The organism is Borrelia turicatae 91E135, assembly GCF_000012085.2.
Taxonomy (GTDB): domain Bacteria; phylum Spirochaetota; class Spirochaetia; order Borreliales; family Borreliaceae; genus Borrelia; species Borrelia turicatae.
Window position 1 is genome coordinate 856,966 of the sequence record NC_008710.1, and the last position, 20,615, is coordinate 877,580.

Annotated in this window: 20 protein-coding genes; 19 read left to right on the forward strand and 1 reads right to left on the reverse strand. The window is 28.5% G+C overall.

Annotated features, from left to right (window positions below):
• The first annotated feature begins 14 nt into the window (after nt 1–14).
• The 10 genes from rbfA to BT0_RS04145 all read left to right on the forward strand — a co-directional run bounded on the left by rbfA (nt 15) and on the right by BT0_RS04145 (nt 11,904).
• Nucleotides 15–377 carry a 30S ribosome-binding factor RbfA gene (rbfA, locus tag BT0_RS04100; RefSeq protein WP_041178592.1) on the forward strand — a complete coding sequence of 121 codons (363 nt, stop codon included), beginning with the start codon at nt 15–17 and terminating at the stop codon, nt 375–377.
• Between the two features lie 6 nt (nt 378–383).
• The gene (gene truB / locus BT0_RS04105; protein ID WP_011772737.1) at nt 384–1,229 is read left to right on the forward strand and encodes a tRNA pseudouridine(55) synthase TruB; all 846 of its coding nucleotides are present in this window, start codon (nt 384–386) and stop codon (nt 1,227–1,229) included.
• Nucleotides 1,230–1,536: 307 nt separating this feature from the next.
• The gene (rpsO, locus tag BT0_RS04110; protein ID WP_011772738.1) at nt 1,537–1,803 is read left to right on the forward strand and encodes a 30S ribosomal protein S15; all 267 of its coding nucleotides are present in this window, start codon (nt 1,537–1,539) and stop codon (nt 1,801–1,803) included.
• A gap of 13 nt (nt 1,804–1,816) precedes the next feature.
• The gene (gene pnp / locus BT0_RS04115; RefSeq protein WP_041178593.1) at nt 1,817–3,970 is read left to right on the forward strand and encodes a polyribonucleotide nucleotidyltransferase; all 2,154 of its coding nucleotides are present in this window, start codon (nt 1,817–1,819) and stop codon (nt 3,968–3,970) included.
• A gap of 8 nt (nt 3,971–3,978) precedes the next feature.
• Nucleotides 3,979–5,496 carry a hypothetical protein gene (locus tag BT0_RS04120; protein ID WP_011772740.1) on the forward strand — a complete coding sequence of 506 codons (1,518 nt, stop codon included), beginning with the start codon at nt 3,979–3,981 and terminating at the stop codon, nt 5,494–5,496.
• Nucleotides 5,471–6,760: an LptF/LptG family permease gene (locus tag BT0_RS04125; protein ID WP_011772741.1), complete on the forward strand. Its 1,290-nt coding sequence runs from the start codon at nt 5,471–5,473 to the stop codon at nt 6,758–6,760. Before BT0_RS04120 ends, BT0_RS04125 begins: the two co-directional genes overlap by 26 nt.
• Nucleotides 6,757–7,824: an LptF/LptG family permease gene (locus BT0_RS04130; RefSeq protein WP_011772742.1), complete on the forward strand. Its 1,068-nt coding sequence runs from the start codon at nt 6,757–6,759 to the stop codon at nt 7,822–7,824. Before BT0_RS04125 ends, BT0_RS04130 begins: the two co-directional genes overlap by 4 nt.
• Nucleotides 7,825–7,842: 18 nt before the next feature.
• On the forward strand, nt 7,843–8,970 hold the full coding sequence (tgt, locus tag BT0_RS04135; protein WP_011772743.1) for a tRNA guanosine(34) transglycosylase Tgt: 1,128 nt from the start codon (nt 7,843–7,845) through the stop codon (nt 8,968–8,970).
• Nucleotides 8,963–10,486 (forward strand): murein biosynthesis integral membrane protein MurJ, encoded by a 1,524-nt coding sequence (gene murJ, locus BT0_RS04140; RefSeq protein WP_041178538.1) that lies wholly within the window; start codon nt 8,963–8,965, stop codon nt 10,484–10,486. Before tgt ends, murJ begins: the two co-directional genes overlap by 8 nt.
• Complete coding sequence (locus BT0_RS04145) at nt 10,483–11,904, forward strand: HEAT repeat domain-containing protein (protein ID WP_011772745.1); 1,422 nt, start codon at nt 10,483–10,485, stop codon at nt 11,902–11,904. Before murJ ends, BT0_RS04145 begins: the two co-directional genes overlap by 4 nt.
• Here BT0_RS04145 and coaBC read toward each other — a convergent pair.
• Complete coding sequence (gene coaBC / locus BT0_RS04150) at nt 11,898–13,073, reverse strand: bifunctional phosphopantothenoylcysteine decarboxylase/phosphopantothenate--cysteine ligase CoaBC (protein WP_041178594.1); 1,176 nt, start codon at nt 13,071–13,073, stop codon at nt 11,898–11,900. The genes BT0_RS04145 and coaBC overlap by 7 nt on opposite strands.
• Before the next feature lie 56 nt (nt 13,074–13,129).
• Between coaBC and BT0_RS04155 the strand changes: the two genes are divergently transcribed.
• Genes BT0_RS04155 through miaA form a run of 9 tightly spaced genes read left to right on the forward strand, consistent with a single transcriptional unit; the run spans nt 13,130 to nt 20,548 of the window.
• Nucleotides 13,130–13,324: a DUF997 family protein gene (locus BT0_RS04155; protein WP_011772746.1), complete on the forward strand. Its 195-nt coding sequence runs from the start codon at nt 13,130–13,132 to the stop codon at nt 13,322–13,324.
• Nucleotides 13,317–14,738: a sodium/pantothenate symporter gene (gene panF / locus BT0_RS04160; protein WP_011772748.1), complete on the forward strand. Its 1,422-nt coding sequence runs from the start codon at nt 13,317–13,319 to the stop codon at nt 14,736–14,738. Before BT0_RS04155 ends, panF begins: the two co-directional genes overlap by 8 nt.
• A 4-nt stretch (nt 14,739–14,742) precedes the next feature.
• Nucleotides 14,743–15,705, forward strand: a complete 963-nt coding sequence (locus BT0_RS04165; protein ID WP_041178595.1) for an RluA family pseudouridine synthase — start codon at nt 14,743–14,745, stop codon at nt 15,703–15,705.
• The gene (locus tag BT0_RS04170; RefSeq protein WP_041178539.1) at nt 15,683–16,627 is read left to right on the forward strand and encodes a hypothetical protein; all 945 of its coding nucleotides are present in this window, start codon (nt 15,683–15,685) and stop codon (nt 16,625–16,627) included. Before BT0_RS04165 ends, BT0_RS04170 begins: the two co-directional genes overlap by 23 nt.
• On the forward strand, nt 16,617–18,023 hold the full coding sequence (gene murC / locus BT0_RS04175; RefSeq protein WP_041178596.1) for a UDP-N-acetylmuramate--L-alanine ligase: 1,407 nt from the start codon (nt 16,617–16,619) through the stop codon (nt 18,021–18,023). Before BT0_RS04170 ends, murC begins: the two co-directional genes overlap by 11 nt.
• An 11-nt stretch (nt 18,024–18,034) precedes the next feature.
• Nucleotides 18,035–18,901 (forward strand): YicC/YloC family endoribonuclease, encoded by an 867-nt coding sequence (locus BT0_RS04180; protein ID WP_011772752.1) that lies wholly within the window; start codon nt 18,035–18,037, stop codon nt 18,899–18,901.
• Nucleotides 18,898–19,437, forward strand: coding sequence for a (d)CMP kinase (gene cmk, locus BT0_RS04185; RefSeq protein WP_011772753.1), 540 nt, complete (start codon nt 18,898–18,900; stop codon nt 19,435–19,437). The genes BT0_RS04180 and cmk overlap by 4 nt, the downstream gene beginning before the upstream one ends.
• 24 nt (nt 19,438–19,461) lie before the next feature.
• The gene (locus BT0_RS04190) at nt 19,462–19,659 is read left to right on the forward strand and encodes a DNA-directed RNA polymerase subunit omega (RefSeq protein ID WP_011772754.1); all 198 of its coding nucleotides are present in this window, start codon (nt 19,462–19,464) and stop codon (nt 19,657–19,659) included.
• Nucleotides 19,646–20,548: a tRNA (adenosine(37)-N6)-dimethylallyltransferase MiaA gene (gene miaA, locus BT0_RS04195; RefSeq protein WP_011772755.1), complete on the forward strand. Its 903-nt coding sequence runs from the start codon at nt 19,646–19,648 to the stop codon at nt 20,546–20,548. The genes BT0_RS04190 and miaA overlap by 14 nt, the downstream gene beginning before the upstream one ends.
• Nucleotides 20,549–20,615: the final 67 nt, after the last annotated feature.

Below are 20,615 nucleotides of genomic sequence, written 5' to 3' on the forward strand. Positions count from 1 at the left end.
TATTGTTTTTATGTATGGAAAAAGAGATAAGAAAATCAAAACTTGAGAGTTTATTAGTTCAAGAGATTAGTAATTTAATAGTATCAAAAGGAATTAAAGATCCTAGGGTTCATGCATTTTTAACTGTTGTGAGAGTTGAAATTTCAAACGATTTAATAAATGCCAAAGTATTTATTGGTTCTATCAAAGAAGGTGCATCACTTGATAATGCTATTAAAGCATTAAATAATGCTAAGGGATTTATTCAAAGAGAAATTGTTAAACGTATTAGAGTTAGGAATACTCCAAAATTGAATTTTTTAAGAGATGATACTATTTCTAAGGCTTTTTATGTTAATAAAATAATTGAAAATTTAAGTTTTAGTGAAGAACAATAAAATTAAATGAATGGGATTATTTTACTAAATAAAAGAATTGGAATAACGTCTTGTAATACCCTCTGTCCTTTAAAGAGATATTTTTCTACAAGTCGAGTTGGACATACAGGTACTCTTGATAAGTTTGCAAGTGGTCTGTTGGTCGTTTTAGTTGGCAAATACACTAAACTTTCAAATTATATTATATCTTTAGATAAAGAATATATATCAGAGTTTGAGTTTGGAATTGAAACCGATACTCTTGATCCTAATGGTAGAGTAGTAAATACTACAAATTATATTCCAAGTTTAGAGGAATTAATCCTTGGTATTAAGTCTTTAGTAGGTGAGATTTATCAAATTCCACCTAAGTTTTCTTCAGTACATGTTAAAGGAAAAAGAGCTTATAAGTTAGCTCTTAGTGGAGAGTCTTTCAATCTTAAGTCTAGGAAAGTTAATATATATGATATTCAGATCTTGAATTATAATGTTGATTCTCGTATTTTAAAGCTACAAATAAAATGCTCTAAGGGAACTTATGTTAGAAGTATAGCAAGAGATTTGGCATTGTCTTTAGGGTCATATGCTTATGTTAAGAGCCTTGAGAGAATTAAGATTGGGGATTTTAGATTAGATAATGCTTGTTTTTGTGAAGATTTCACTAGCAATTCTTTAATGAATTTAGAATCTTTAGGGCTTTTTGAAAAATTTTATGTTGATAATAGTATGATTAAGCTTGTCAAGAATGGTGTTTATATCAATGTTATGATTAGTGTTGGTGAGTTTAAGATTTTGAAGTCTAGCAATGAAGAGATATTAGCAGTAGTTTGTGGCATTGGTTTGAATAAATATAAATATGTTATTATTTTTTGATAGTTGATTTTCGAAAAATAATTAGTAGTATAAATCTTTTTAAGAATAAGACTATTAGTTTTTATTGCAGTACTTTTTACAAGTAACAGTAAAATAGAAAATCTTTTAAAGAGAGGGTTGAGTATGCTGAAGTCACGATTGAGAATTAGCTTAATTGATTTGATTGGTATTTTATGCAACTTGGTAAAAAAGTCTTCGGTTTGTTTTTGTTATTTGAATGAAAAAATATTATAATTTACTTTGAAGATTTAATTATAGCAAAAAGGTCTATTTTAGGCTTTGCTATGATGGTATAGGAGTCACTTTTATGATTAGTAAAGAACAAAAACAAAAAATAATTACAGAGTTTGGTAAAAATCCAAATGATACAGGTTCGGTTGAAGTGCAAATAGCGTTAATTACAGATAGAATAAGGTATTTAACAGAGCATTTAAGGAGCAATAAAAAAGATCATAGCTCTAAGAGAGGTTTATTAAAGTTGGTTGGGCAGAGAAGAAATTTGTTAAGATATTATCAGAAGAAAAATTTGGAAGCTTATAGAACCTTAATAGCTAAACTTGGACTTAGAAAGTAATAAGGGGTTAATTTTGAGAAAAATTTTGAAGTTGAAAGTAGGAAGGGAAGATTTAATTTTAGAAACAGGCTTATTGGCTAAGCAAGCAAATGGTGCGGTTCTTGCTACTTATGGTGGTTCTACTGTTCTTGCTACGGTATGTTGTTCAGATTCAGCTCGTGAGAATTTGGATTTTGTTCCTTTATCTGTTGAATATAATGAAAAATATTATGCTGCTGGAAAAATTCCTGGAGGATTTATTAAAAGAGAAGGTAAACCAAAAGACAAGGAAGTACTTGTTTCTAGATTAATAGATAGACCTATGAGACCGCTTTTTGATAAGAGGTTTGGTAGAGAAATTCAGGTTGTTCCAACGACATTGTCTACAGATCAGATGAATCCCCCTGATATTGTTGGGATGAATGCTGCTTTTGCGGCAGTTTTTTTGTCAGATATTCCGTTTAATGGTCCCATTGCGGCTGTTAGAATAGCTTATTTAAATAGTGAGTTTATAGTAAATCCTTCTTTTGATGAGATACAAGATTCTATTCTAGATATTGTTGTTGCGGGTAGTTTGGATGGTATTACAATGGTTGAAGGTGGTGCTAATGAGGTTAGCGAGGAAGTGTTGCTTGCTGCAATAGATCAAGCTTATGAATATATTAAACAAATTTGTAATCTTCAAAAGGAATTTATACTTATAGTAGGTGAGAGAGAAAAATTACCACTTGCTTATGAAGAAAGAGTATTTGAATTTAAGGCTGAACTTAAAGATTTTATTTACTCTGAACTTAAAGATGCTTGTTTTGTAAAGGGGAAACTTAATAGAGATAAGGCTATAAAATTAGTTAAGCAAAAAGCCTATGAACATTTTTCTTCTGTAAGTCAGGTAGATGAAGAGAATGAAACTCTTTTTTATAAAGCTCTTGATGATTTTGAGCAAGAAATTGTTAGGAGATCAATCCTGGAAAATAATCTTAGGACTGATGGGCGTAATCCTACACAGATAAGAGATATTGTTGCCGAAGTTGATCTTTTAAGAAGAACGCATGGTTCTGCTCTTTTTACAAGGGGTGAGACCCAGGCATTGGCTGTAACGACTTTAGGTACAAGTATTGATGAGCAGATAATGGATGATATTGATGGCGATAAGCGTCTTAATTTTATGCTTCATTATAATTTTCCTCCATTTTCTGTTGGTGAGACAGGTAGACTTATGACTGGCAGACGTGAGATTGGGCATGGTCATTTAGCTCAAAGGTCTCTGGAAGCTATGTTACCTAAGAAAGATGATTTTCCATATACTATTAGAGTAGTATCTGAGATATTAGAATCAAATGGATCCTCATCGATGGCTACAGTATGTTCTGGGAGTATGTCTTTAATGGCAGCTGGTGTTCCTGTTAAGGAACAAGTCGCAGGAATAGCTATGGGACTTGTTAGTGAGGGGGATAAGTATGTTATCTTAAGTGATATTCTTGGAGAAGAAGATCATTTGGGCGATATGGACTTTAAGGTTGCAGGAACTAAGAATGGAATTACTGGTTTTCAGATGGATATTAAGATTTCAAATGTTACAAAGCAGTTGATGAAAGATGCTCTTGCACAGGCACGAATTGGAAGAATGCATATTTTATCTATTATGGATTCTGTAATTTCAAGGTCAAGAGATGATATATCTGTTAATGCTCCTAAGATTATTCAGTTACAAATTGATATTGATAAAATTTCTCTTGTTATTGGGTCTACTGGTAAGACAGTTAAAGCGATTACAGATGAGTTTGAGGTTAGGGTGCAAATTGAGCAAGATGGTAGAATTACTCTTTTTGGGACTGATAGCTTAAAGATGCAAAAAGCTAAGGCAAGGATAGAGAGTATTGTAAGAGAACCTAAAATTGGTGAGATTTATGAAGGGGTTGTTAAAAAGATTAACAGTTTTGGGGCCTTTATTGAACTTACTCCTACCAAAGAAGGATTTTTAAGTAATCGACCAAAATCAAGGGATGATAGATATGGTGATATGAGGCATTCCAGATATGGCAGTGGTAGACATTCTAGATATGGTAGAGATAGTAGGAATACATTTGCTATGCGTCCTCCAAGATTAGAGGAAGGACAAATGGTTAAGGTTAGAATATCTGATATTGATAAGTTTGGTAAGATTGAACTTGAATTAGTTAGAGATTAGTAAATGTTATGAGATTTGTAGATCATATAAATAATATTTTTAAAAATAAGCTTATTTTCGTGAGCTTATTTTTCTTTTTTTCATGTTTGACTAGTAAAGATGTTGATTTATCTCCTAATTTTCTCGATGATATTCAAAAATTGAATGTCGATGAATTTGATATTGATGAGTTAGATCTTAATAAAAGAAGTCATTTATTGGGTCTTAGAGATGATGAATCTTTTTTCTTAAGTGATGCTTTTTTAAAAGAGGATAATTCTTATTTTAAAAGTGCTAGAGAGAGTTATGCCCAAAAAAATTTTGGCATGACCAGTTACTACTTAAATAAAATAGTGACTGATGAGAAAAATTATGATAAAGAATTAATTGCTAAAGCCAATTTATTTTTTGGTTATATGAATTATAACATAGGCGCTTATGATCTAGCTGAATATCATTTTGATAATTTTTTAAAAGATTATCAAAATTCTCATGCTAGTCTTAGGATTGCTGAATTAAAATATTTTGTTAAGGATAAAGTGGGTGCAATCTCTGCATTAAAGGATATTGATAAAACTTCTCTTAAGTCAGGCTATGATCTAGGAATTTATAATTTCTTGAATAATAAATTTGGAATAAATTATTTAAATCTAGAAGCTTTAGGATTTTTAGATAATAGTATTTTTGATATGTTTGTTTTAGGGAGTAATATTTTTGTTTCAAACATATTTGGTGGTCTTTTAAGATATGATGTTAAGAGTAATAAATATAAGGTTTATATTAAAGATAAAAAAAGTATCGTTTTAAATGGACTTAAAGGATTTGCAGAGCATAAAGGAGTTATATACGTTGGTGGGAATAATGCTCTTTATTATATTGATGATTTGGAAGGGGCTATTAAAAAAGTTAAAATACCTTTAAATGTTAACTTAAATAGTATACAAGTTTTACTGGGTGCTAAAGATGGCATTTTTGTTGGTACTCTAGATGCTGGACTCTGGTTTTACTCCGATGTAGGTGATTGGACTTATATCAAACTTGGTTCTAATAAGATTTCATCACTGTATTTAGATGAGCGGAAAAATTTGTTATTGGTAGGAACAATGGATAAGGCTATTTATAGCATTGATCTAACTAATTTTAATAAAATTAAACATTTAAATTTTTTTAGCAAAATAGAGAGTGAGAGAAATGTTAATTTTATAAAGAAGCATGATGGTGGTTATTACGTTGGAACTTATGGAGGAGGTCTTTTTAGATTAAGTTTAGATAATAATACATATGTAAAATATAATGTTAACAATGATCCTAGCATTGGATATTTTCTTGATATGGAGATTAGGGATAATAAATTATTATTTGCAACTTTTGAACATGGTTTATTAATTTATGATACAGTAAATGATAGTTGGGATTATTTAGGCCCTAGTGATGGACTTATTAGTTTAAATTTAGTAAAAATTTTAAATTTTAATGATTATGTTGTACTTGGGACTTTAAATAATGGTTTGGTTTTTGTAAATGAGAGTATTAAAAAACAATTATGAATCTTACATAATTATTGAATTTTTTAAGTATTTTTTAATTACTTTTTTGTTTTTTTTCTTTGTATTTTTCATAAACCAAATACTTTTTTTTATGAGAATACTTCTTCAAAACTATGTTCCGTTTTTAAAGGCTTTTATTTTTGTTATATATTCACTTCCTATGATAATTGCTCTTTCACCTCCCTTTGCGGCTTTACTCTCTGTAATACTTACCATTTATAGATTTAAACTTAATAATGAAATATTGGCTTTTAGGTCAATTGGAATATCTATTTTTAATTTATTAGTTCCATTTTTTAAATTAGGTGTAGTTATTGCATTAATTTCGTTTATTACTAATGATTTTTTACTTCCCCTTGGTTCTATTGGTAGATTGAAAATTTTTAATGAAATCAAAGAAGAAATACCTCATTTGATATTAAAGCCTTATTCAAGCAAACAGTATGGAGATTTAATATTTGTATCAGGAGAAAAATCTGAAACGGGGTATAAAAATGTTACTTTTTTTGATAATACTAGACTTAAAGGTTATGACAGAATATTGATGGCAAGGGAACTTAATATTCAAAAAGAAAATTATCAGGTATATTTTATTTTGAATGATGTTTTATCAATTGCCTTAACAGAGGATGAGAGTGGGTTTTATGACTATTTTTATGCTGATCGGATGAAATATTCAATTGATCAAGTAACGTTTAGTGATAGTTGGTTATTAAGTTATGTGGCACCATCGCAGATGAGTATTAGAGATGTTATGAAACTTATTGTTAAGCAAGATAAGTTAGTTAAAGAATTAAATATGAAAAATGATTTAGAGGAAGATCTTTTGTATTTAAATTTTTCAAATATTTATTTGAATTATTTGTATGATAAGAATAGTTTTTTAGATGAAGAATCTGTTCTTGAAAACTTAAGTTATATGCATAATTTAATTTTAAATTATAGCCCTTATGAAGATCTAATTGTTAAGAGAAGTTATGCTCTTTATTGTTTGGAATTTTATCAAAAAATTAGTTTACCATTGTCTGTTTTATTTTTTATCTTTTTGGCTTTTGGTATGGGCATGTACTCAAATAAAAAATATTCTATTATTCTTGAACTTGTGATTTCAATTCTTATTTGTGTTTTCTATTGGGTAATGTTTATTGGTGGAAAAGTTTATACTGTTCAGTATTCCCCAAATCCTTTTCTTATTACTGTCTTACCAAATGTGATGTTAATTTTTGCAGGTTTGATACTTTTTTTGAGACTTTTAAAGAAATGAAAGTAGATAAGCTTTTCGTGAATAATATATCATTAACTTTTTTGTTTATGAATTTTCTTTTTGTGATCTTAATTGTGCTTATCGATTTATTTACCAATCTTTTTAATTATCTTGATCATAATCTTAGTATTAGTGATATTGTTTATATTTATTATCTTTATTTGCCAAAGTGTTTTTCAGATGGTTTGGCTTTATCTTTTCTTTTTGCCGTTTCTAATCTTATTGGTAATCTTTCTATGAGAAACGAAATAATAGGACTTTTTAGTTGTGGTATTTCTATTTCTAGAATATTAAGATCAATAATTATGCTTAGTGTTTTTATCTCAGTAATGCTCTTTTTTTTTGATAATTATTTGGTTATAGATACTATTGCTAAAAGGGATGCTTTTCTTAAGAATAGTGTTGGCAATCAAGGTGCAAATGATAGAAATATAATCATTAGGGATTTTGCGAGAGAAATTTACAATATTAAGCATTATGATATCGAGAATGATACTATTGCTAACTTGATGATTATTTTAAAAGATCAAAATGATAATTTTAAAAAAAGGTATGATATAAGTAAGGCTGAGTGGATTGATTCCAGATGGAGGCTTTATGGTGTTAGGGAATTTTCTAAGATCGAACGAGATGTGATAGAAAAATTTCATGAAGTTCTTGATGGTAGGGGGATTATTAATTTAGAGCCTGAATATATTAAAATAGTTATGCTGTCGTCAAAAACGTTGAATTTTTCAAAGCTTATTAGCTGGATTAAGGCTCTTAGGAGAGAAAAATTAGATTATTCTGAAGCTTTATTTGATTTGTTAAGCAGAATCTTTTTTTCATTTAGATTAATACTTCTTAGTTTTACTGTGAGTTTTGTAAGTCTTGCTTTGAAAAAAAATATTTTTATATGGAGTTTGTTAAATAGTATTGCATTTGCAGTTGTGTATGTTATGTCAATTATGGTTTTTAGCTTTTTAGCAGATCTTGGATATTTGCCTATAGCAGTTGCAAGTTCGTTACCCACTATTTTGTTTATTGTTATTAATTTTATCATTTATAATCTTGTGTGTAAGTAGTAGGTTTTTTTAAATTTTATGTTTAGTATTATTAAAAATGACAAAAATTCTAATGCAAGACTTGGTGTTCTTGAACTTCCTCATGGGAAGGTTGAAACACCGTGTTTCATGCCAGTTGGTACTTTGGGTGCAATGAAAGCTTTAAAGCATGATGTGCTTGAAAAATTGGGATGTGATCTCATGCTTGCAAATACTTATCATCTTTATTTAAGACCCGGTATTGATGTGATAAAAAAATATGGAAGTTTACATAATTTTACAGCCTGGGATAAAAATTTTTTGACAGATTCTGGAGGATTTCAAGTATTTTCTTTAGCTAATTTTAGAAAGATTGAGACTGAGGGAGTAGATTTTAAATCGCATATTGATGGTTCTAGGCACTATTTTACACCTGAGAGTGTATTTAAGATGCAAGAAATTTTTGAGAGTGATATTATTATGGCGCTTGATATTTGTAGTTCTTATGGGATTGATTACAGTGAGGCGAGTTTGTATACAAATATTACAACCTCTTGGGCTCGTCGTACACTGCGTGCTTATGAGAATAGAAAAGAAGGGTATGATGGTCTTTTATTTTTAATAACTCAGGGTAATTTTTTTAAAGATTTGAGAAAAAGAAGTACCGAGGCGATTTTAGAATTAGATAGTCCTGGTATCGCAATTGGTGGAATTTCTGTTGGAGAACCACGAGATAAATACTTAGAAATTCTTGAATATAATTCTTCATTAATACCTAAGGTTAAGCCAAAGTATGTAATGGGAATTGGTACTCCTCACTATATATTGGATGCAATATATTATGGTATTGATATTTTTGATTGTGTTAATCCTACAAGAATTGCTAGGCATGGTTCACTTTTAACTGATAATGGAATATTGCGTATTAAGAGGGCTGAGTTTAATTTTGATACTTGTCCTGTTGAGCGAGATTGTTCTTGTACTTTATGTACAAGGTATTCAAGAGGGTATTTAAGACATTTAATCAAATCAGAAGAAACTCTTGGAGTGATGTTGGCCAGTGAGCATAACATTCATTATATGTTTAGACTTATTAAAAAGGCTCGCAATGCAATTATGAATGGTGATTTTACAAAATTTAGAAAGCTTTATTTGAGCAAATATGATGAAGGTAATTTTGATGAATAAAGATATTCTCTCAACAGTTATTGTTATGGTTTCGATTTTTTTTTCACGTATAATGGGTTTTATTAAAATTAAGGTATTTTCTTACTATTTTGGGGCAAGTCTTGAGTCAGATATTTTTAATTATGTTTTTAATATTCCGAATAATTTAAGGAAGATTATTTCAGAAGGTGCAATGACTTCAGCTTTTATGCCGGAATTCACTCATGAGAGGAAAAAATCTAGTAAACATGCTATTGATTTTTTCAGACGAGTTATCACTTTTAATATTATAAGTATTAGTCTTCTTATTTCTGTTATGATTCTTTTTTCTCGACAAATTATGTATTTTGTATCTTCTTATAGAGGTAGTCATTTGGAATTGGCTAGTTATATATTTAACTACTTAATACTTTATGTGTTACTTATAAGCTTATCATCGATATTTTCATCGGTTTTAAATTCTTATAAGTTTTTTTTTATTCCATCTTTTTCTCCCGTTATGCTCTCTTTTAGCATTATATTAAGCATATATTTATTTTATAAGCAATATGGAATATATAGTGCTGTTATTGGAGTAATTGTTGGTGGGATTTTGCAATTTTTAGTTCAGATGATAAATTGTATTTATATTGGTCTTACATATAGACCAATGTTTAACTTTAATGATTCTTCATTTTTGAGATTTTTAAAAAGATGGGCGCATATGATTATATCAGCTTTAGTAGCAATTACTACTCAGCAAATTTCATTTGCTTTGGCATCAATCCTGGATATTGGGAGTGTTTCTATTTTAAGTAATGCAATTGTTTATTATCAGCTTCCTGTTGGAATTTTTTATGTCTCTATTTCTACAGTTATTTTTCCTAAGATGGCAGAATATGCTTCTTTAGGCAATAATAAAGGATTAAATTTGATTTTGAATCATGGAATTGATATTTTGATTTTTATTTTGATTCCAATGTCATTTTTAATGTATATTTGGGCTGGTCCTATTCTAAATTTATTGCTTACAGGAGGTAAGTTTTCCGTATATGACACTCAAAGAACCGTTAACGTATTACAATATTTTTTAATTGGATTACCATTTTCTTCGATTTTTGGATTGTTTCAAAAATATTATTTTTCGATACGTAACTCAAAAATTCCGCTTTACTTTAATCTTCTTTTTGCTGCTATTGATATTACAATCTCAATTTTTGGTATTAGATTTTATAAAGTGGTAGACATTTTGCCTATTGCACAATCAATTTCTTTTGCTTTATGTGTAGTTATTTTTTATTTCATTGGACTTAAGGGGGGGATGAAGCTTGAATTTGTTAGGTCTTTAGTAGCTCTTATTAAGGCATTTATTTCCCTTATTCCCTTATATTTATTTTATACTCTTTTTAAGAATGTTAAATGGGATGTAGGATTTAGTTTCAGTAATTTTTACTTATTAAGTGTTGCAGGCGTAATTAGTATTGTTATTTTAATACTGTGTTATTATTTACTTGGTGTTAATAAACTTTTTAAGTTTATTAGTAGGGAGATTTTATGAAGTATTTAGAGCTTGTTTTTTTCTTTTGTATTATGCTTGATATTTTTGCTATTAAAGGGACAATATTATCAATTAAACCTTTAGCGTCTCAGGAACATAAGATCGGTAAGGATATTACAGAAAATGATTTAAAGAGAGATGATACTCAAAATCCTGTTCTTAAAAATGTTAACTTAGATGTGAAGCGGGTAAATGATGCTATTTCTTATGGACTTGATGCCCAAGTTATTGAAATTATTAATAGTCTTAAAAAATCAGGTGATGGTGAATATAATGCGTTGCTTGAAAAGAGGTTGCAGAAAACTTTTAATATTGATCTTAAATTAGCAATTCTTGATTTGTTTTTATCACTTAAATATGCAGGCAGTGTTGATGCTGCTAATTATATTCTTGATAATTATGAGAGTAATAGATATCCTAACAATTTGATTAATTTGGCAATTTTGTATCTTAAGGAATTTGGCAGTAAGGATTCTTTAAAAAAGACTCTTATTGATATCCTTGAGAATAAGGAAGGGAATATTGTGGCTACTGCTGCTTATTATCTTGGTGAGCTTTCTTCTCCTGAATACTCAAAAGATATGATGAATGTTTATGATAAATATTCTGGTAATGATGGAGTTAAATCGGCAATACTCATTGCTCTTGGAAAATCTGATGCTGTTGATTATGCAGATAGATTTTATGAAATTTCTGTTGATAGTTATGAAAATCCATCAATTAAGGCCTCAGCTATTAAGGCTTTATCATATCTTTTGCCTGAAAAAATAACAGAGAGCGCCGATTTGTATCTTCAAAATAATAATAACAATTATAATATTAAAATTGCCATTGTGGAGGCACTCTCAAGGGATGTATCTTTGAAATCAAAAGAGATTTTGCATGATTTTTTAAGAGATTCTGATGCTAACATTAGGATTAGTGCCGTTGAGGCTATTAAGAGTCATGGCGATATTGCTTCAAAAGAGGTATTAATTTATAAGATCAAAAGTGATCCTTCTTTAAAAGTCCGAGAAGCATCAGGTAAAGCTTTAGTAGATATGGGGTCTGGTTATGAAGAGATACAAAATATAATGCTTGATTTTAGTGTTGAGAATAACTTTAAACTTACTATGTTTAGTTATCTTTTGGATAAAGATATAAATTCTGCAGGTTTAATCGCTTTAAATCTCTTGGAAAAGGAAAATATTAATAAACCTTCAAAGTTGCTTACAAATATTGCTATGTGTCTTGCAGCTAGGAAGGGTAATTTTGATAATTTTTATTCTAAGATCATTGAGAGTAAAAATGTTGATTTAATGAATCTTGCAATTAAGGGCGCTGTTTATAATAAATCTGCATTACTCTCAGGTAAGCTTAAAGAGATCAAGAGAACAACTCGTTCAGAGTATTTAAGGAAACTTTTAACGAATTATTGATATAAAATTTTTAAAATTTCTGTTGCCGTTTCTTTTTTTGATATTTCAGGAAGTTCTTTAACACTATTTTTGTCTATTATATAAGTTTTGTTTAGGCTTGATCCAAAATATTTTAAGTCGTTTGCAATAATATAGTCTAAATTTTTAGTTTTTAGTTTTTCTTTGGCTTTTTCTATTAAGATTTCATCTTTTTGAGCACAAAATCCAATAACAATTTGGTTTTTAGTTTTGTTTTTACCTATATATTTTATTATGTCCGGATTTTTGATAAATTTAATATGAAGGTCTTCAATAGTATCTTTTTTGATTTTAGTCTTATAAATTTTATCGGGTCTAAAGTCTGCAACAGCAGCAGCGCCAATTATAACGTCGAATTCTTGGTATATGTTTATTGCTTCTTTGTACATTTCTGATGCTGTTTTTATTCTAATAACGTTTATTCCATAAGGTGTTTTTTCATTGCTGGGACCTGTAATTATTGTTACATGGGCTCCAAGATTTCGTGCCTCAATGCCTAAACTGAATCCCATTTGTCCTGTTGATTTATTTGAGAAGTAACGAATTGGATCTAATTCTTCTTCAGTTCTGGATGCGGTTATTAGTATTTTTTTGTTTTTTAATGGTAATTTTGGATCTAATGCGTTTAATATTATTTTTAAAATATCATTTTCATTTTTAAGTCGTCCAATAGCATTTAAAGAACATGCCAGGAATCCTTCATCAGGTTCAATAAATTTATAATTATATTTTTTTAGTTTTTTAATGTTTTCTTCTAGAATGGGGTTTTGATACATTATGTTGTTCATTGCTATTGCAAAATAGGTTGGAACAGTACTTGCAGATATGACTGTAGTTAAAGTATCATCAGCAATTCCTGATGCAATTTTAGAAATGATGTTGTATGTTGCTGGAATAATTAATATTAAATTTGCCCATCTTGCCAAATTTATGTGTTCTACTTCTTCATGGCTTGTATTCCATAGGCTTTGAACCACTCTATTTTTAGAGACCGTCTCTAATGTTAAGGGAGTAATAAATTTAGTCGCGTTTCTTGTCATTATAACTTTGATATTATATCCCATCTTTACTAGACTTGAGATAATATAGGTTGACTTATAGGCTGCGATTCCCCCGCATACACCGATTAATATATTTTTATGTTTCTTCATGTTTATTTTATACATTATAATATAATTATATTTAATATTTTTAAAAGGATTTTTAATTGATAAATAAAGTATTTTTTGCAAGTATTATATATTTATTTCTGTTTATTTGGTGGCTTTTATCAGCTTATTTATCTTACTTTCCTATTGATGTATTTAATATTCCTCTTTGGTTTTTTCTATCGTGTATCTTGTTTCCTATTTTCAGTTTGTTATTAGTGTGTTTTTTTGTGATTTTTTTTAAGAATGACTAAAGCGTTTTTTTTATTTTTTATCTTTTTGATTTCATATTGTGTTTTTGGCATCTTTGCTGGAAAAAAAAGGGGAGGAGCGTCATTTTTACATAATTATTTTCTTGCAAATAAGGGGCTAAATTTTTTTGTAATGTCATTAGTTGTTGCTTCTACCTATGTTAGTGCTAGTAGTTTTATTTCAGGGCCTTCGGCTGTTTATAGATATGGATTGTCTTTTATATTTTTAGCAGTTATTCAAATTCCTACAAGTTTAATTTCATTTGTTATTATTGGTGAGAAATTGAATTTGGAAGCTAAAAAAGTTAATGCAATAAATATTGTTGATTATATTGGATATAGATATCTTAGTCGATCTTTAGTTTTTGTTAGTAGTTTGATAATAATTTTTTTCTCTTTGTTTTTAATCTCAGCTCAGCTTATGGGAGGTGCTAAACTTTTAGAGGTTTTTTTTCAAATTAATTATACTGATGCTCTTATTTTTTTCTCTCTATTTGTTTTTTTATATGTTTGCTTGGGAGGGTTTAAGATGATAGCATATATGGATTTAATACAAGGTATTTTGATGATCATAGCGTCTGTACTATTATTTTCAAGGTTAGTTGATTTGGGTGGTGGAATTAGTAATCTTTTTAAGATGGCTCGGTTGAATCTTAGAGATGATCTATTTTTGCCATCAAATTTGGATTTGAAAATTGAATATATAATTTCTTTTTGGATACTAATAGGAATTGGGGTATTGGGGCTACCACAATTTGTTAATAATTTTATAGCATTTAAAGATGTGAAAGCTATTAGATTTTCTCTTCCTATTGTTACTTTTGTAATAGGATTTTTAGTTGTTATTATGCATTTAATAGGTTTTTTTTCTCTTATTATTTTTCCTGAATTAGAACTAAATGATAAAGTTATCTTAAATGTAGCATTAAAGGTTTTAAATCCTAAAATATTTATATTATTTTTTGTAGGACTCTTATCAGCAATAATGTCTACAATAGATTCAGGTCTTCTTTTGCTGTCTTCGATTTGGGTAAAGTCAATATTGTCATTAAGTAAAAATATTAGTGCTAATATTGGGATTAATAAAATTATTATTATTTCTAATATTTGTTTTATGTTAATAATAGTTTTTTTATCTTTAAAACCACCTGATTTTTTGCTTTTTTTAAATATTTTCGCAATTGGAGCTTTGGAAGTTTCATTCTTTTCTATTATTGTTTTTGGACTTTATTTTAATTTTGTAAGTAAAATATCGGCTTTTATTTCTCAGGTTTTTGGACTTTTAAGTTATTTGATCATAATTTTTTATGGTGAATTAGGTAGTTATTATTTTCATCCTATTGTTCCTTCGCTTTTTATCTCTGTATGTTCATTTTTGATAGTTAATTTTGTTTGTCAAAAATGTAGTAAAATTTAGTTGTATGTTGTCTTTAAATGTTAGGAATGTTGGTAAATATAGTGTTATTGATGTTCTAAAGAATGACGATGGTAAAAGACTTGATGCAGTGTTGATAAAGTTTTTAAAATTCCCTAAATCTAAAATAATCAGGCATATTAGAAATGGAGATGTTCTTTTAAATAATTTAAAGGTTTCTTTTTCGCATAGAATTTTTAAGGATGATAAAATTTATTTGTATAAACCTTTACTGCAGGGTTTGAGTTTAAACAGGGTAACAGTCAAAGATGAGGTTGCTATATTAAGAGATATAAAGAAAAGAATAGTATATGAGGATGCGGATTTGCTTGTAATTAATAAGAGGAGAGGAATTTTGGTTCATGGGGATAAATATTCACTTGATACTTTGATTAATGCTTATCTTTTAGATGAAAGTCTTGGATCTCTTAGTTTTAAACCTTCAGCTGTGCATAGATTAGATAGAAATACCTCAGGACTTATTATTTTTGCAAAGAATATAAATTCTGCAAGGATTTTAAGTCAGGCATTTAGTAGTGGTGTTGTTATTAAAAAGTATCTGGCTTTACTTGATGGTGTGATTACAAAACCTTTGACTTATAAAAATTTTTTATATCGAGATAAGATTGCAAGAAAAACTTTTGTTATCAATGATATAGATAAATGTAATGCTGTAACTGATATTAAACCAATTTTAGTGTCTAAGTCTTCAACACTTGCGGAGGTGTCAATTAAGACAGGATTTACACATCAAATAAGAGCACAATGTGCGTTTAATAAACATGCCTTGATTAATGATAAGAAATATGATTCTCAATTTGTAAAAACCAATTACTTTTTACATTCTTTTTTGATAAAATTTAACCAGTCATTATTTTTAAGAAATGAATTTTTTGTTGAACCTAGTTCAGATTTTTTAAAACAGATAAGTAATATTTTTGGTGTATATGATTTTAAGGGATTTATTTAATAAGAGCACATTTAAAAATGTCTTAGGTACAGTTAAGGGCATTTCAATTGCTATTAAACATAAGTTTGTAAAAATTAAGGTTTATTCTTTAGTGGGTGTTGCTGGTACTGGAAAAAGTTTTAGATCCCATTTGATAGCAGATAAATATTCTATTCCTTTGATAATTGATGATGGTGTTTTAATAAAAAATATGAAAATTATTGCTGGGAGTTCTGCTAAGTTCGAGAATAATATGTTTGATGCAATAAGACGTTCTATTTTTGAAGATGATGCTCATAGAAACGAAATTGTTGAAGCTTTGCGTAGAGAAAATTTCAATAAAATATTAATATTGGGAACAAGTATTCGAATGATAGATAAAATAACTTCTAGACTTTTATTGCCTAGTTCTTCTAAAATTATTTATATAACAGATATTTCTACTAAAAGGGAAATAGAAAAGGCAAGAATTTCAAGACAAATGGGCGAACATGTTGTTCCAGCAGCTGCCTTTGAGATAACGTCTATTAAGCCTAATTTATTATTAGATTCAATACGAGTTTTTTTTAAAAGTAAAGGATTTTTATCAAAAAAAAGAAACTATATTCGTTCTATTGTAAAGCCTCATTTTCATGAAGAAGGTGGCATTTTATCTGTTTCCAAAAATGCTGTAAGACAAATTATTGAACATTGTGTTTCTGAATATAATGAAAATTATATTGTCTATAATTTGAAGATTAAAAAAAATCAGGGCAGTTATTCTTTTAAGCTTTTTTTAGATATTCCACTTGAAAATAATTTACTTAATGATGCTGAAATGCTTAGAAATTATATTATTGAAAACGTACTAAAATATACGGTAATTAATATATCTGGTATTGATGTTATTATACATAAATTCTATGATCAAAAAGGTGATTTGGAAAAGAATGATGAATGTTGACTTGGATAATTTAAGTAATATTTTTTTTGTAGGCATTAAGGGCTCTGGACTTTGTTCACTTGCTTGTTTTTTTAATGCTAAGGGGTATTTTGTAGAAGGTGTCGATGTTCCTTTAAAATTTCATACAGAAGATATATTAATTAGCAATAATATAACTTATTATGAAAATATTTATGAGTTTTCACTCAAAGTTCATAATAAATCATATGATATTTTAATATATTCACCGGCTTATGATAAGGATAATTTATCTGTTTTGTTAGAAGCGCGTGAACTTGGCATTCCTATTTTATCTTATCCTGAATTTATTGGAAAGATTTCTAAAAAGTATTATAGTATTGGAGTTGCAGGTTCTCATGGCAAAACTACTACAGCAGCATTCTTGGGTCTATTGTTTAATAGTCTGGGATTACAGCCTAATGTAATATTAGGTGCTAGTGTTAAAGATTTTGGAGATAAATCTAGTCTTGTTGGTCAAAGCAACATATTTATTGCAGAGACCTGTGAGTATAGGAATCATTTTTTACACTTTTCACCGAATATGATTGTTTTAACTAATATCGATTATGAGCATGTTGATTTTTTTGAAAATTATGAAGCAGTTGAGAATGTTTTCTTGCAGTATATTAATAATTTAAAGAAAAATGGAATATTAATAATAAATGCCGATGAAGTTAATTTGCTTAAAATTAAAAATAGAATTTTAAGAAAAGATATTAAAGTGTTTAGTGTTGGATTTAATTCTTTAGCTGATTTTAAGATTGAACGTTTTGAGTTGATAGACGAGTTTTTAAAGTTTGATTTCTTGGGGGGTATTGATATTAGACTAAGGTCTCCTTTGATGCATAATGTTTTAAATTTTGCATTATCACTTTTGGCGGTAAAGTTATTTTTTGAGGAACATAAAAAATTGGTTTGGAGCTTTGATGATCGGATAAAGATGATGGCTAAAGAGTACATGGGCATAAAAAGAAGGATGGAATTTATCATGGAAAAGGATGGAGTTATATATCTTGATGATTATGCTCATCATCCAAAGGAAATTGAAAGTACTCTTTTGGGATTGAAGACTTTTTATAAAGGTAGGCGTATTATTTTAGATTTTATGCCACATACCTTTACAAGGACAAAAGTTCTTTTTGGTGAGTTCGTTAAAGTTTTAAGTAATGTTGATGTGTTGATTTTGCATAATATATATCTTTCGGTTAGAGAAGATTTTAATCCTAATAAACTTTCTAAAGAACTGTTTCTGGCTCTTAAAGATTTAAATCAGAATGTTTATTTTTTTAAGGAAGTAGTCGATGCTGTTGATTTTATAAAGGGTTTATTAAAGAGAAATGATTTATTTGTTACAATGGGAGCTGGTAATAATTTTATTTTACATGATTTTTTGTAAGGGTATTTTGAATGAAAAGTATGACTGGATTTTTTCACTTAGAAAGAGTTGTTTCAAATTATATGTTTAGTGTTAACTTAAAGTCTTATAATGGTAGGTTTTTAGAATTTAAATTTAAATTACCTGAAGTTTTATATGCTTATGAGCTTGAGATAAGGAATTTAATTTCAAATTATGTTAAAAGGGGAAATGTTTTTTTAAATGTAGGGTATAAGGAAATGGTTCCCAATATTAATTTTAGTTTAAATCCTCATTATATTGAAGCTATTGCTAATCTTAGAGATAGATTATTACATAGTAATTTAAACATTAAGGATGAATTGAGTCTTAGTGATTTTTTATCTTTAAGAGGGGCTTTAATTGTTGATGAGGGTGATGTTAATCAAGAAATGATTTATCATGCTTTTAAGGAAGTTTTAGAAGAGACTTTATTAAATTATGATAAAAGTAGAACTTTTGAGGGTGAGAATACTAAACAAGATATAATTTCAATTCTTATGTTAATACGGAATGATTTAGAATTGTTAAAGGGATCTCAGAGTAGTATAAATAATAAACTTTTCTTAAATCTTAAGGAAAATTTGTTAAAGTTAATGGATGATTTTAGTGATATTAATATTGCAGAAGAGGCTGCTAAAATGTCAATTCGATTAGATATTAATGAGGAAATAGTAAGATTATATTCACATATAGATAGTTTTTATCAAAATCTTGAAAATGAAGTATGTGGCAAGATTTTAGAGTTTATTGTTCAGGAAATGCATAGAGAGGTTACAACAATGAGCAACAAAGCCATTGATCTTGATATTAGAAATTTAGTTTTAAACATGAAATTAAATTTAGAGAAAATAAAAGAACATCTAAGGAATGTTGAATGAGAATAGCTGTTTCTAGCAAGAGTGGTTGTGGTAATACAACTATTAGTGGAATGCTTGCAAAGCATTATGGTCTAAAGCTTATTAATTATACTTTTCATGATATTGCTAGAGAGAAGAATATGTCCTTTGATACGTTTTATGAGAAAGAAATCATTGGTAGAAATGATCATTATTGGGATGAATATCTTGATAGTAAATTATTGGAGCTTTCAAAAGAGGATAATACAGTGCTTGCATCTCGTCTTGCAATTTGGCTTGCAAAAAATGCCGATTTAAAGATATATCTTTATGCTAAGATAGAAATTCGGGCAGAGAGAATAATAAACAGAGAAGGTGGTATGTATTCCGATATTTTGAGGAGCACTTTCAATAGAGATTCTAATGATTCAAAGAGATATTTATCTGTATATAATATAGATATTGATAATTATTTAGATGTAGCTGATTTTATAGTTGATACAACTGATAAATCTGCAAATAAAGTTTTTGAATTGATAAAGGATGAGATAGAGAAGAGGGGCTTATATATTAAGTAAATAAATTAAGGAGGTTTTAGAGAAATGAAAATACCTTTAAAAGAGATACAAGATTTTGATGGCAATTATTATGAACTTGTTATGGCAGTGATAGTTCGTACAGATCAGATTATTGATCAAATTTCTTTAGCAGAACATGTTATTTCTGATGAGAGAGTAGTGAGTCAGGCTTTTAATGATATTGTAACAGGTCGATTTACGTATTCAATTGAAGAAAAATAAAATAGTTTTTATTTTTGGTCCTACGGCTGTAGGTAAAAGTGATATTTTATTCAATTTCCCAAAAGGTATAGCTGAAGTAATTAATGTTGATTCTATTCAAGTTTATAAAGAGTTTGATATTGCTTCTTGTAAGCCTAGTGTTGAATTGAGGTCTCATATAAAACATCATTTAGTGGATTTTTTGGAACCGATTGAAGAATATAATCTTGGAGTTTTTTATAAAGAAGCAAGCAAGATAATAAAGAATTTAAGAGATCAAGACAAACTTCCTGTATTTGTAGGTGGGTCGGCTTTTTATTTTAAGCATTTACAATATGGATTGCCCAGCACACCGCCTGTTTCTTCTGAAATAAGATTTTATGTAAATAGTCTTTTTACTACAAGGGGGAAGGATTATCTCTTAGAGGAACTTAAGAGAGTGGACTTTGAAAGATATGAGTCAATCAGTGAAAATGATATTTATAGAATTAGAAGATCGCTTGAAGTTTATTATCAAACAGGTATTCCGATTAGTCAATTTTTAAAAAAAGGTCAGATGATTGAGGATGTTTTAGCTATTGGTCTGAAAAGGCCTATGGAAGAGATGAGGTCTAGAATAATATCTAGGGTAGGGAATATGATTGATTGTGGATTGCTTGAAGAGATTAAGAGTTTATTAGGGAAAGGATACGATGAGACAACACCGGCTTTTAAAGGAATAGGGTATCGTGAATTTTTGTTGTGGAAGAGTAGACCTTATTCTATGTTAAATGATATAATAGATCTAATAGTTAAAAATTCATTTTTATATGTAAAAAGGCAGATGACTTTTTTTGATAAAATTCCTAATGTTTTGTGGTTTCATCCAGATGATGATTTAAGAGACATTTTGGATTTAATTTTTGTTTAATAAGGAGATATGAGGAGTGCCTTGCGGAAGAAAAAGAAAATTACAAAAAATATCTACTCATAAGCGA

Excerpts from the sequence above, each read along its gene's own strand:
- murJ (WP_041178538.1), top strand. The coding sequence starts at position 8,963 with ATGAATAAAGATATTCTCTCAACAGTTATTGTTATGGTTTCGATTTTT.
- BT0_RS04170 (WP_041178539.1), top strand. The coding sequence starts at position 15,683 with ATGATTTTAAGGGATTTATTTAATAAGAGCACATTTAAAAATGTCTTA.
- BT0_RS04130 (WP_011772742.1), top strand. The coding sequence starts at position 6,757 with ATGAAAGTAGATAAGCTTTTCGTGAATAATATATCATTAACTTTTTTG.
- BT0_RS04120 (WP_011772740.1), top strand. The coding sequence starts at position 3,979 with ATGAGATTTGTAGATCATATAAATAATATTTTTAAAAATAAGCTTATT.
- rbfA (WP_041178592.1), top strand. The coding sequence starts at position 15 with ATGGAAAAAGAGATAAGAAAATCAAAACTTGAGAGTTTATTAGTTCAA.
- truB (WP_011772737.1), top strand. The coding sequence starts at position 384 with ATGAATGGGATTATTTTACTAAATAAAAGAATTGGAATAACGTCTTGT.
- murC (WP_041178596.1), top strand. The coding sequence starts at position 16,617 with ATGAATGTTGACTTGGATAATTTAAGTAATATTTTTTTTGTAGGCATT.
- BT0_RS04180 (WP_011772752.1), top strand. The coding sequence starts at position 18,035 with ATGAAAAGTATGACTGGATTTTTTCACTTAGAAAGAGTTGTTTCAAAT.
- coaBC (WP_041178594.1), bottom strand. The coding sequence starts at position 13,073 with ATGAAGAAACATAAAAATATATTAATCGGTGTATGCGGGGGAATCGCA.
- BT0_RS04190 (WP_011772754.1), top strand. The coding sequence starts at position 19,462 with ATGAAAATACCTTTAAAAGAGATACAAGATTTTGATGGCAATTATTAT.
- BT0_RS04165 (WP_041178595.1), top strand. The coding sequence starts at position 14,743 with ATGTTGTCTTTAAATGTTAGGAATGTTGGTAAATATAGTGTTATTGAT.
- tgt (WP_011772743.1), top strand. The coding sequence starts at position 7,843 with ATGTTTAGTATTATTAAAAATGACAAAAATTCTAATGCAAGACTTGGT.
- rpsO (WP_011772738.1), top strand. The coding sequence starts at position 1,537 with ATGATTAGTAAAGAACAAAAACAAAAAATAATTACAGAGTTTGGTAAA.
- BT0_RS04125 (WP_011772741.1), top strand. The coding sequence starts at position 5,471 with ATGAGAGTATTAAAAAACAATTATGAATCTTACATAATTATTGAATTT.
- BT0_RS04145 (WP_011772745.1), top strand. The coding sequence starts at position 10,483 with ATGAAGTATTTAGAGCTTGTTTTTTTCTTTTGTATTATGCTTGATATT.
- panF (WP_011772748.1), top strand. The coding sequence starts at position 13,317 with ATGACTAAAGCGTTTTTTTTATTTTTTATCTTTTTGATTTCATATTGT.
- cmk (WP_011772753.1), top strand. The coding sequence starts at position 18,898 with ATGAGAATAGCTGTTTCTAGCAAGAGTGGTTGTGGTAATACAACTATT.